Raw genomic sequence first — 12244 nt, 5'->3', positions numbered from 1 at the left:
TGTCAAGCTGCGTATCCATGTAATGGCCCAGCTTTACAACATGCAATAGTATATATAATTTTTATTATACTACAGGGGCTGAGGAAAATCATCTGTTTTATCCGTCTTTTTCTGCAGAATCCCGTGTGTTTCCTACAATTTCCATTTCAGCAGCAGCGCTGAATTGACAATAACCAGGAACGAGCCGGCATTATGTACCAGCGCACCAAGGACGGGATGCAAAATACCCAGTACAGCCAGGGCAACGGCAATAAAATTCAGAGTCATGGAAAAGATGAGATTTCTCCGAATCGTCACCATCATCCGCTTGGACAGGGCCAGTAAGTGAGGCAGTTCCCGCACCTGATCGTCAACCAGCACCAGATCAGCCGCATCGACAGCAATATCGCTGCCGACGCCGCCCATGGCAATACCGGCATCGGCAATTTTCAGAGCCGGCGCATCATTAATGCCGTCGCCAATCATGCAGACCTTCTGATTTTGCTGCTGATACGTCTGTATCCAGCGCAGTTTGTCTTCCGGCAGGCATGACGCATGTACATCGGCAATGCCCAGCTGGGAAGCAATCGTACGGGCTGCGTTTTCATGATCTCCTGTCAGCAGAACGGGCTCAACGCCCAATGCCTGCAGACGCTGAATCATGGCCGCTGCTTCACTGCGTACCGTGTCAGACAGGGCCAGGAATCCGGCAAAACGGCAGTCAATGGAAATATAGATGACTGTGCAGCCCTGATCGATATATGTCTGTACCTGCCGGGCTGCCGAAGCGGGAATGGCGACATGGAGACGTTTCATGAGTTCTTCATTGCCGGCACCTACGTGTTTTCCTTCTGCGCAGGCCGTCACGCCGGCACCGACGAACAGTTCAAAGGACCCTTCTTCACTGGCTGGCGGTACTTCCTGATAGGTCTTAGAAAATCCGGCTGCAACGGCTTTGCCCAGAGGATGTTCTGACGACCGTTCGGCCGCTGCTGCATAGGTAAACAAGGTCTTTTCATCTATCCAGTCCGCATCAGGGCAGACGGCCGTAACCTGCGGTTTGCCATAGGTCAGAGTTTCCGTCTTATCAAAGGCGATTTTCGTCACACTGGCCAGCCGTTCCAGGGCATCCCCTTCGCGGACGAGAAAGCCGTATTTCGTCACATTGCCAATGGCGGCCATAATCGCCGTCGGCGTGGCGAGGACGAGGGCACACGGGCAGAATACGACGAGAACCGTTACAGAGCGAATGATTTCACCAGTCAGCAGCCACGTAACAACGGCTGTCGACAAGGCGGCAACTACAATCCATGTCGCCCAGCGATCGGCAAGGCCGACGATTTTCGCCTTGCCTGCATCAGCCGACTGGATGAGGCGGATCATGCGCTGAATAGAGCTGTCTTCGCCGACTTTGACGGCTTTCATGATAAAGGCGCCGAACTGATTCACTGTACCGCTCGATACGCTGTCACCGGCCTTTTTATCTACCGGCAGGGATTCGCCGGTCATGACGGCCTGGTTGACAGAAGTCTGCCCGGAAAGAATGATGCCGTCAACAGGAATCGTTTCTCCTGGGAGGACGTGAATCCGATCGCCTACAGCGACCTGATCGGCAGGGATGACCTGTTCGTCTTCGCCATGAAGGACTCGCGCCGTCTGCGGCGTCAAATGAACGAGCTTTTCAATGCCTGCTCTGGCTTTAGCTACGGTTACATCTTCCAGTAATGCACCGAGCTGCATAATAAAGGCTACTTCGCCGGCGGCAAAATCTTCGCCAATGACAATGGAGGCGATGAGAGCCATGGATACGAGTACGTCTGCCTTAATATCAAAGCGCGCAATCAGGCCAATCAAAGCCTCAATGACAATAGGAATGCCGCATAATACAATGGCAATCCAGGCCGCATCAAACGGAAGAAGGTGAGGCATAAAAATACTGATAACCAGTGCAATACCAGACAGAATCAGGAAGGCAATATCCTTTTTTACTCCACCGGCTTCCATGATTTTTTCAATATATTCTACCATAGTATCTCCTATATCAGCGAGTAGGCGCTGCCTGCTGCCATAACAAGGCCTGCCAGGGACAAGATCATATAAAATTTCCGTACCCGCACATCCTCTTTTTCCTGGGCCGTATAATACAATCCACATAGTACCATCACTATACCAATACCACACAGAATCCATTCCATACTGACCATCTCCTTTTTATTTTACCAATACCCCTATAGGTATATGTGATGTGTTTATTATACATATAGGGGTATCGGTAGTCAAGAGAAATGAAATAAAAAGAGCAGATACTGCCGCAGAGAATAGCTCTGTATCAGTATCTGCTCTTTTACGGTCTGTCAGGTCAAATGTTTCGGTACCTGGGAAACGGCAGCGTCAATGCGCTGTTTTTCCCGGGTATAGATCCGGTCGGCAAAGGCCTGGACCTTATTGGTAATCCACATGTACGCCGTCGTGCCTTCCCGATAATCCGCTTCGGCATACATATTGACCCGGCCGTCGCGGCGCAGCGTTTCAACCTGCTGAAAGGCCGCCGTGTCGCCAGGCGGATAAATGGCGAAGGTAGCACCGCCGAAGCGGTTCACTACAGAAAAAGCGGGAATATCGCTGGGCCCGTCGGCAATATAAATCATGTTTTCAAAACGGACGCGCCGCAGCTCCTGAGGCATTTTGGCATTGACATCAATATTGCCGTTTTTAGGCACACCCTTGCTGATTTCAAAAAGGGCCCTCGTCTTCGTCGTATTATCCAGCGTATATCCCAGTTCCGTAATCACGGTCTGGCCGTCACACTCGTCTTCAATAAAGTCACAGCCCCAGATGCCGTCTACATAGGGGGCCACTGCCGATCCTTCAATGACCTTGCGCAGGCCTGTGCTGACAATGTAATGCTCTACTTTAATATTATATTCACTGTATTTCGGTTCCTGTTCAATCTGGTCCCGGACGTTCTGGAAAATTTCCGGCACGCCCGGATAAAAATGCTGCTCCTGGCCAAATTCCCGCAGCCGTTCGTTATTCAGCCCTTTGAAAATGCCCTGCCGCGTATACCGCAGAAAGACATTCAGATAAATCGGATCGCGATTGAATATGGCGTTTGCTGTACATGGCAGGCAGGCTGTCCACTTCCTTCCAGAAAGCCTCGCCGTCTACGCCATAGGCTTCAAAAATAGGTTCCTGCATATACCCGCTAATGAGGGTCTTATCAAAATCCCAGATAACTGCAATGACGTTTCCCATAGGTTTATCCTTCCTGGAGACAGCTCTCCCGGCCATGTACCCGCTTCATCGTGTACTGTACATAAAAATAAGCTCCCCCTGTAAACAGACAGGCAGCGACCCAGCACAGGGGGCTGGCGCAGCAGATACCGAAAAAGCCCCACATACGGGCCAGAACAAAGGCTGATATGCCGCGGACAGCCAGTTCAATAATACTGCTGATCAGAGGCACGCTGGAAATACCCATGCCCTGCAGGGCATTGCGGTACACGAAGATCTGGCCCAGGAACAGATAAAACGGCACAGACGTCTTCAGGTACAACGTGGCCTGATCCAGCAGCAGGGCGTCCTGTTCTTCTGTAAACAGGGAAATAAGTTCACGGCCATACCCCAGCATGGCTGCCATGGCCAGCATACAGAAGGCCAGAGACACGAGGGAACACTGCCGCACGCCCTGGCGGATGCGCCTGTAGTTCCGGGCCCCATAGTTCTGCGCCGAATACACGGCCATGGCGATGCCAAAGGAAATCATGGGCTGCAGCGCCAGCTGTTCAATCCGCGTAGCCGATACGAAGCCGGCAATCGTTTCCGGCCCGAAGGTGTTGCACACAGACTGAATGACCAGAATCCCCAGAGATATGATGGTAAACTGCATGGCCATAGGCAGGCCCAGGCGAAGATGCTGCCAGGCAAAAGCCAGATCCACCGTCCAGTCACAGCGCCGCAGGCGCAGCATGGGAAAGCGCCGGCGCATGTACAGCAGGCACAGCAGGGCCGATACGCCCTGGGCAATGACCAGGGCCACCGCCGACCCGGGCACGCCCCAGCCAAACTGCGTAATAAACAGGAGCGCCAGGGCGATATTGAGCAGAGACGACACCATCAGGAAATACAGGGGCGTCCGGCTGTCCCCCAGGGCCCGGCAGATACAGGCCAGCAGATTGTACATCATCATGGCGGCAATGCCATAGGCAATGATGATAATATAGTGATACGAATCGGCATAGAGTTCGGCAGAAATGTTCATGAGCTCCAGAATGACCGGCATGGAGCCGACGACGACTGCCGTCATTACGACAGTAATGCCGAAGGCCAGCATGGCCGACGTGGCAACGGAGCGGCGAACGCCGTCTTCATCGCCGGCACCAAACCGCTGGCCCGTGACAACGGAAAAACCGGATGCCAGGCCAATAGTCAGTCCCAGCAGGGCCATGAACAGGGGTGCTGCCGCACCGACTGCCGCCAGGGCATGGACGCCAATCGTCCGGCCGACAATAATAATATCGGCAATATTATAGAGCTGCTGAAATACATTTCCCAGCAGCAGGGGAACCGTAAACGCCAGGATCAGGCGAATCGGACTTCCCGAGGTCATACGCTGAACCATAAGACTCCTTTATAAAATAACCAAACTTCGCATAGGACGGTCACTGCACTGTTCAACATAGCTGTACAGCAGCTCTTCCAGAAACGCCAGTCCTCTGGCAGGAAGCCGGAGAGTCTGTTCCGTCCCCCACGCATAGGACAGGAAGGTCTGCCACAGCTGCCGCACCGACGGCGGTACCGGAAACAGTTCCCCTTCTGCAGGCAGCACATCGCCGACATAGTAAAGCCGTCGTTTGTCTCGGACAGCCAGGGTGTATACCGGAACGGACGCCGCATCGGGGCAGAACCCGGCCAGACTGACGAGCTGCCAGCCGGCAATGATCGTCAGGACCCGCGCATTTTTCCGGGAAATTTCCTGACAATACCGGCACAGCAAGCCATAGGCCCCGTCATCACGCTGGTGCTGGGGAAACAGGAGATGCACCATTTCCACAAAGATCTGGGAATACACATACCGGTCCCACGTAAGGTCGGCCATGCCCGGATTGCTGACAATGTCGTATTCCCGCAGTGCCAGCATATCGCCCTGCATGACGGCATCAAAGGTCAGGCGGCTCAGAGCCATACAGGCGCCAAAGCCCTGCCGGCTCCGTCCCCGTCTGGGCAGACTGGCCCAGCAAAGGCCATCCTGGCGGGTAAAGACGGACAGAATGCGCTGCATCCCCTGTTTCTTCACCTGCAGGATAATGCCGTCATAGCGCTGCGCCGGCTTTTGGCTGCGAAAATCAGCTGCCATGCTTTTCTTCGGCAGCAACGGCCAGTGCCTTTGTTTCCGGCGCAGCAGGCGCAATGGCTTCGGCCTTGACGCGGGCAATGCGGAACTGCTGCATTTCCAGGACCGTAAAGCGGTAATTGCCAATAGTAACCGATTCCTGTACCGCCGGCGTATGGCCCAGCTGATTGAAAACATAGCCGCCAATCGTATCGGTATCGACGTCTTCTTCTACAGGAATATGGAGCAGGTCTTCCACATCTTCCAGAAGCACCGTTCCGGCAAACTCATAGGCGCCGCCAGGCAGGGGCAGAATCTTTTCTTTTTCCGAAGAATGTTCATTGCGAATATTGCCGACCAGCTCTTCCAGAATATCTTCCAGCCCGATGAGGCCGACGGTACTGCCGTATTCGTCGACAACCATGGCCAGATAGGTCCGCCGCGACCGCATGAGCTGCAGCAGCTTTGATGCCGGCATGATTTCGGGAATCATGAGGATAGGCCGCTTGATCTGCCGGAGATTGCCCTGTTTGTTCAGGTATATATCCATCATATCCTTAATATGAACCAGTCCCAGCACATGGTCCTTATCTTCTTCGCATAAGGGATACCGCGTATGGCGGGACTGACGGATCGTCTTCAGATGCTGGGCAATCGTATCTTCCACATAGAGACAGACAATATCCTGCCGGGGAATCATGATTTCCTTGGCCAGCCGGTCGGCAAAGTCAAAGACATTGCCAATGAGCTCGCTTTCGACCTGGTCGATTTTTCCTTCTTTATGGCTGGCTGTAACGAGCATGCGTATTTCATCTTCCGAGTGGGCCATATCGATTTCATTGGTCACGTCCAGGCGCTTTCCCCGGAAGAAGGCTTCGCCCAGGGCATTTCCCAGAGCAATGACCGGATACAGAATCCGGCTGCCCGCCTGAATAATAGGCCGCACATCTTTCAGGCTCTTTTCCGCACACTGGAGACCAATGGATTTGGGAACGAGCTCGCCGAATACCCAAAGCAGCAGGCACAGGAGAACACATACGACACAGTAGACGATCCAGACGATCCAGGGCCGGTCAACAGCATTCACAAAGGGATCGTACACGCTGGACAGCCCATAATAGACAGTCGCCCCGGCAAGAATCCCGGAAACGGCAATCCCCAGCTGTGCCGCCCCCAGGAACACATTGGGGTGATCGTACAGTTTCAGCAGCAGTGATGCCTTCGTATCGCCGTTTTCTATGAGTTCTTCTATATATTCCCGCCGCATCTGGGCAAAGGCAAATTTACCGATTACACACACAGCACTGCAGGCTACGCAGACAATAAATATAACCAGGCACTGTGCTACAATTTGCAGTTCAATAAGTCATCTCTCCTATTCTTTCGTATAACCAAATTCATTCAGCGCGCCGGCTTTATTGCGCCAGTCCGCCTTGACTTTCACCCAAATATCCAGAAACACCTTGGATCCCAGCAGATTTTCAATTTCCTGCCGGGCCTGGGCCCCTATGGTTTTGAGGACAGCGCCGTTTTTGCCGATAACAATGCGCTTCTGTGACTCCCGTTCCACATAGACTGTAAGGCGGATATACACCGTGTCTTTGCCGCGGGGCTTCATTTCTTCCACATAGGCCGCAATGGCATGAGGCACTTCATCGCGGGTATTGCGAATGCATTTTTCCCGCACAATTTCAGCAACCAGCAGCCGTTCCGGCTGATCGGTAATCATATCGTCCGGGAAATACTTGGGCCCTTCAGGCAGGAGCTTCTGCAGCTCTTCCAGGACAGCGTCCACGTTGTCGCCAGTCAGAGCCGACACGGGAATGACCTGCGCAAAGGGGTACAACGTACTGTATTCCGTGATTTTATGCAGAATTTCCTCTTTCGTCATGACATCGACTTTATTGATAATCAGAAAGACCGGCACTTTTACGTCTTTCAGTTTGTCCAGGACAAAGAGGTCGCCAGGCCCTTTCTTTTCATTCCCCGATATGAGGAACAACACGGCGTCAATATCGCGGAGGGACTGATAGGCCGCATCATCCATGAACTGGCCCAGCTTGTGCTTGGGCTTGTGAATCCCCGGCGTGTCGAGAAAGATAATCTGGCAGGCATCGTCTGTATGAATGCACAGAATCCGGTTGCGCGTCGTCTGTGCCTTGTCCGATACGATAGATACTTTCTGCCGGATAATATGATTAATCAGCGTCGACTTGCCCACATTCGGCCTGCCGACAACGGCAACAAATCCCGATTTAAACGTAGTTTCTTCCATACATGCTCCTTTACTTTTCCACAGTAAACTGAAAGGCCTGCGGCAGCAGTTCTTCCATGGTCATGACCGTATACGAATCATCGGCTCCGGCCAGGATAACAGCAGGAACGGCAAACTCTGCCAGCACCTGCCGGCAGGCTCCACAGGGCGTAATGGGGTCCGGTCCGTCACCGACGACGGCTATGGCGGCAAACTTCCGGCAGCCGCAGCTTACGGCGTGAAAGACGGCATTTCGTTCGGCACAGCACGACAGACCATAGGAACTGTTTTCCACATTGCAGCCTGTGTATACGATGCCGTCAGCCCCCAATGCTGCTGCGCCGACGGTAAACTTCGAGTACGGCGCATAGGCCTGCGTCTGGGCGCGGCGGGCAGCTGCTATCAGACGGCGGCAGACCGTATCGGCAATCACAGTTCTTCTCCCTGCCGCACGTAGCCCAGGCGGTGCAGAATAAATTCTTCTTCCCGGCGCATTTCCGCCTTGTCATCCGGTTCCATATGGTCGTAGCCCAGAATGTGCAGCATGCCGTGAATGGTCAGATAGGCCAGTTCCCGTTCAAAGGGATGGCCGTACTCTTCGGCCTGTTCCTGTACTTTTTCCAGGGAAATGACGATATCGCCCAGCAGCGCTGCATCAGGGCCGTCATATCCGTCTTCTTCCCCTTCATTGAGGGCAAAGGACAGGACATCTGTGGGCCGGTCTATGTTCCGGTACGTCTTGTTCAGCTGATGGATATAGTCGTTATGGCACAGGAGAATGCTGATTTCCGCATTCGGTCCCAGGCCATACACCAGGGCCGCTTCCTGGCACACCCTGTCAATTACCTGTTCATACGAATCCTGCTGAAATGAAGGGTCTTCATAGTTAATATTAATATTCATGCTTGGTCATCTGCCTTTCTATTCATGTCGGTAAAACCGTTCATATGCCCGGATAATCCGTCCTACCATATCGTGGCGGACCACATCTTCATCCGTAAAATGGACCATGCCGATGCCTGATACGTTCTGCAGCACCCGCTGCGCTTCCGTCAGTCCCGACATGCGGCTGTCGCCCAGATCGATCTGGGTCGCATCGCCGTTGACGACGACGCGGGAATGGTTGCCCATGCGGGTCAGAAACATCTTCATCTGTTCCCGCGTCGTATTCTGCGCTTCATCGAGGATAATAAACGATTCTTCCAGCGTGCGGCCGCGCATATAGGCCAGCGGAGCTACTTCAATAATATTGCGGGAAACCAGTTTCTGGAACTGGTCGTAGCCAAACATATCGGCCAGGGCATCGTACAGGGGCCGCAGGTAGGGATCGATTTTTTCCTGCAGATCTCCCGGCAGAAAGCCCAGCTTTTCGCCGGCTTCCACAGCTGGCCGGGTCAGAATGATCCGCTCTACTTCCCTGTTTTTCAGGTAGTATGCAGCCAGGGCAACGGCCAGATAGGTCTTGCCCGTACCGGCCGGACCGATGCCGAAGGTGACCAGATTTTTGCGAATCGAATCGACATACTGTTTCTGTCCGGCCGTCTTCGGCTTAATGAGCCGGCCCCGGGCCGAAATGCTGACCGTATCGCCGTAGATCCGGCGCAGCTCCTCTTCCTTGCCCTGGCGGATCATGGAAGCAGAGTACCGCACGTGCTGATTCGTCATGTACGTATTTTCCCGGTACAGATACCGCAGCACATCAAATACGGCTGCCACCATGGACAGATCCGGTTCCTCGCCGAGAATGATCACTTCATTTCCCCGGGCAGCAATGCGGCATGCCGGAAATTCTTTCTGCAAAATCTTTAAAAATTCATCCTTCATTCCCAACACGGCCTGCGCTTCTGACAAGTCCGCAAAGGTAAATCGTTTTTCCATAGGCGCTGTTAGCTCTCCTCCTGTAGGTATATGAACTATTCCATAAATTTTCGCACAGCTTTGCCGTGCAGGTACTGGCACTTCTGTCCCTGCCGCGTATCCTGCCGCAGCAGTTCCGCATCGATCATGTCGCGGACGCGCCACCAGCCCATGCCCCAGTTGGCAACGTCTGTCGCCTCTTTGGGCGCCCGTCCGATAAGCCGCTGAAATACCATATCCGGCCGGGTATATTCGATAAAGGCCACGGCGCGCCGTACATACTCTTCCGCCGTAACCAGCGTAATCTCTCCCTTGCGGTACCACTCGGCCATAACTGTATTTTTAATGATATACAGCGAATGAAGCTTGATTTCATGAGCCGATGGAAAGGCGGAAATAATCTTCGCCGTTTCGATGGTATCGTCCATCGTATCCCAGGGCAGATCGAGAATAACGTGGGTACAGGTGCGGAAGGGATAGGCCTGAATCTGAATCATGGCGTCAATGTATTCTGCCAGGGTATGACCGCGGTTGATTTTCAGCAGCGTTTTATAATTGGCTGTCTGCAGGCCAAATTCCACCAGAATATCTACGCCGTATGTCTCTTTTACATCGGCAAGAATATTCAGATACGTTTCATTGATGCAGTCCGGCCGGGTGGCAATAGCCAGGCCGACAATGTCGGGCTGACACGCTTCGATCAGGTACTGGTGAAATGCGTCAGGCGAAAGATAGGTATTGGTGAAATTCTGAAAATAAGCAATAAATTTACGGGCCTTGTATTTTGGCTGAATATGGGCAATATTGGCGGCAATCTGCTGGCTTACGGTCATGGTGGCCGGCAGGTTTTCATAGCCTGCGCCAATGGAACCGCAGAAGGCGCACCCCCTGGTTCCCAGCGTGCCGTCCCGGTTGGGACAGGTATCGGGAATGCTGACAGGCAGCTTATACACCTTTTCCCCATAGGTCTGTTTTAAATAGGCAGAATATATATTATATCGTTCGTTCATGACTCACCCTGTCCTTTATCCATTTTGGGAACGGCCTGCCAGACGACGCAGCCGTCCCGCTTTTCTGCCAGCACATACACCGGGCCGTCCGGGACCGACACATACCGTTTCAGTTCAGCCAGCGTATCCCTCGTGACCTCCCAGATGCGGCAGCGCATCTTGATGTCCCGCCAGCTCGTAAACCGGTAGCCTGGCACATACTGGCGCAGCCAGTCTTCATTGCGAAACATACCGTCTGTTTCTTCACGCGGCGCTTCGTGCCAGCCCAGAAAATCCGGAGCCAGGCGGAAGCGAAATACTGTCACCATGTCCAGAGCCAGCAGTTCCGCTGCAACCTGCTGCTGCGGCGCCGTCAGAGACAGGACGGTCTGACAGCAATGCCAGACAAAGCGGCACAGCCGTTCGTCCGACAGAGACTGGCCGTCATATCCCAGACGGAGCCATTCATCAGTCAGAGCCTCATAGAGACGGAAATAATCGTCGGCATAAAACTGCGACACATAAGCCAGGACATAGGAAAATTTCCCGGCATTATAGGTCCGTTCAAAGACATCTTCAAAGACCTTCATATAGCTGACCTGTTCGTAAGGCAGCCAGGCCGTAGCCAGCACTTCGTAAGGCCCTTCCGGGTCAAACCGGTACTGCTCTGCAAAATCCCGGCGAATGCCCGATCCCTTCAGGAGCTTGAGAAAGCCGATCTGCAGTTTGTGCGGACGGAGGGCATAAATATCGTGGAAGGAACGGCGCAGATGGGCGTAGTCCTCATAAGGCAGACCGACGATCAGATCCAGATGGAGGTGAATGTTGCCAAAGGACAGAAGGCGCTCCATCAGGTACGTAATGCGCGGCCAGTCGTTATGGCGGTGCACGGCGCGCAGCGTCGGCTCGTACGTAGACTGAATCCCCATTTCCAGCTGAATGCGGCCCTTTGGCGCCTTTGCCAGCAGGGCCAGATCGTCATCGCGCAGTATACCCGGCTCAATTTCCAGATGAAAGTTAATGGGCCTGTTCACACGAATCATATATTCCAGCAAGGGCCGGTGATGACGGGGGTTGCAGTTAAAGGTCCGGTCCACAAACTTGACCTGCTTGACGCCGGCAGCGACGAACTGGTCCAGCTCCTGAAGCACCAGGGGAACCGAGCGAAACCGCACATGGTCGTTCATGCCGGACAGGCAGTACTGGCAGTGAAAGGGACAGCCCCGGGAACTTTCATAATAGATAATCTGATGAGACAGGCGGGAAAAGTCCTGTTCTTCATAGGGAAAGGGCAGGCTGTCCAGGTCGGCAATTTCCTGGAACTGCTCGCTGCCGGCAATCTCCCCGCCGTTCCGCCCCAGTACGCCAGGAATCTGAAGCACATCCTCCCCGGCTGCCAGGGCACGCAGAAAGGCCGGCACCATTTCCTCGCCTTCTCCCTGAAGCACATAATCGATGCAGCTGTATTCGCGCAATATATCCCGGGCCGTATAGGACACTTCCGGGCCGCCGACAAACAGGATGATATCTGGCCGGACCTGCCTGATAAGATTCATGAGCCGACACGTCATGGCTATATTCCAGATATAACAGGAAAAGCCGACCACGTCAGCGCCGGACGAAATGATATGCCGCAATATGTCGTACAGATGCTGATTAATCGTATACTCTGCCGTGCAGACCGGTACGTGCTGATGGCGGCACGCCGCCGACAGACAGCGCAGGGCCAGGGAAGACTGAATAAATTTTGCATTTAACGTAGTCAGTAACGGTTTCATCACCAATAGTTCCTCTGGTATACATGAGATTATACATTATTATACTACATCGTCC

At 53.5% G+C, this 12244-nt stretch carries 13 protein-coding genes; all 13 read right to left on the bottom strand.

The window, feature by feature from the left end:
* Window positions 1-132: 132 nt before the first annotated feature.
* Window positions 133-2007, bottom strand: a complete 1875-nt coding sequence (locus tag Q3886_RS00735) for a cation-translocating P-type ATPase (RefSeq protein WP_301859204.1) — start codon at window positions 2005-2007, stop codon at window positions 133-135.
* 8 nt (window positions 2008-2015) lie between these two features.
* Window positions 2016-2174, bottom strand: coding sequence for a hypothetical protein (locus Q3886_RS00730; protein ID WP_301859203.1), 159 nt, complete (start codon window positions 2172-2174; stop codon window positions 2016-2018).
* 159 nt (window positions 2175-2333) lie between these two features.
* On the bottom strand, window positions 2334-2963 hold the full coding sequence (locus tag Q3886_RS00725; protein ID WP_301859202.1) for a hypothetical protein: 630 nt from the start codon (window positions 2961-2963) through the stop codon (window positions 2334-2336).
* A 46-nt stretch (window positions 2964-3009) separates the two neighbouring features.
* Window positions 3010-3234, bottom strand: coding sequence for a hypothetical protein (locus Q3886_RS00720; RefSeq protein ID WP_301859200.1), 225 nt, complete (start codon window positions 3232-3234; stop codon window positions 3010-3012).
* Window positions 3235-3238: 4 nt separating this feature from the next.
* Window positions 3239-4600: an MATE family efflux transporter gene (locus Q3886_RS00715; protein ID WP_301859198.1), complete on the bottom strand. Its 1362-nt coding sequence runs from the start codon at window positions 4598-4600 to the stop codon at window positions 3239-3241.
* A 9-nt stretch (window positions 4601-4609) separates the two neighbouring features.
* On the bottom strand, window positions 4610-5335 hold the full coding sequence (locus Q3886_RS00710; protein WP_301859195.1) for a DNA repair protein RecO: 726 nt from the start codon (window positions 5333-5335) through the stop codon (window positions 4610-4612).
* Window positions 5325-6635: a hemolysin family protein gene (locus Q3886_RS00705; RefSeq protein WP_367881536.1), complete on the bottom strand. Its 1311-nt coding sequence runs from the start codon at window positions 6633-6635 to the stop codon at window positions 5325-5327. The genes Q3886_RS00710 and Q3886_RS00705 overlap by 11 nt, the downstream gene beginning before the upstream one ends.
* A gap of 51 nt (window positions 6636-6686) precedes the next feature.
* A complete protein-coding gene (gene era / locus Q3886_RS00700; RefSeq protein WP_301859193.1) occupies window positions 6687-7586 on the bottom strand; it encodes a GTPase Era in 900 nt (299 codons plus the stop codon).
* A 10-nt stretch (window positions 7587-7596) separates the two neighbouring features.
* Entirely contained in the window at window positions 7597-7998 is a 402-nt protein-coding gene (locus tag Q3886_RS00695) for a cytidine deaminase (RefSeq protein WP_301859191.1), read from the bottom strand.
* Window positions 7995-8468, bottom strand: coding sequence for an rRNA maturation RNase YbeY (gene ybeY, locus Q3886_RS00690; RefSeq protein WP_301859189.1), 474 nt, complete (start codon window positions 8466-8468; stop codon window positions 7995-7997). Before ybeY ends, Q3886_RS00695 begins: the two co-directional genes overlap by 4 nt.
* An 18-nt stretch (window positions 8469-8486) precedes the next feature.
* A complete protein-coding gene (locus Q3886_RS00685) occupies window positions 8487-9443 on the bottom strand; it encodes a PhoH family protein (RefSeq protein ID WP_301859187.1) in 957 nt (318 codons plus the stop codon).
* Between the two features lie 35 nt (window positions 9444-9478).
* Window positions 9479-10432, bottom strand: coding sequence for a TIGR01212 family radical SAM protein (locus Q3886_RS00680; protein WP_301859185.1), 954 nt, complete (start codon window positions 10430-10432; stop codon window positions 9479-9481).
* Window positions 10429-12189 (bottom strand): B12-binding domain-containing radical SAM protein, encoded by a 1761-nt coding sequence (locus Q3886_RS00675; protein ID WP_301859221.1) that lies wholly within the window; start codon window positions 12187-12189, stop codon window positions 10429-10431. Before Q3886_RS00675 ends, Q3886_RS00680 begins: the two co-directional genes overlap by 4 nt.
* Window positions 12190-12244: the final 55 nt, after the last annotated feature.

The organism is uncultured Megasphaera sp. (assembly GCF_958350005.1).
In the GTDB taxonomy this organism is placed as follows: Bacteria; Bacillota; Negativicutes; order Veillonellales; family Megasphaeraceae; genus Megasphaera.
Note: the sequence above shows the minus strand (reverse complement) of the source record. Positions and strands in the feature narration are given on the sequence as shown.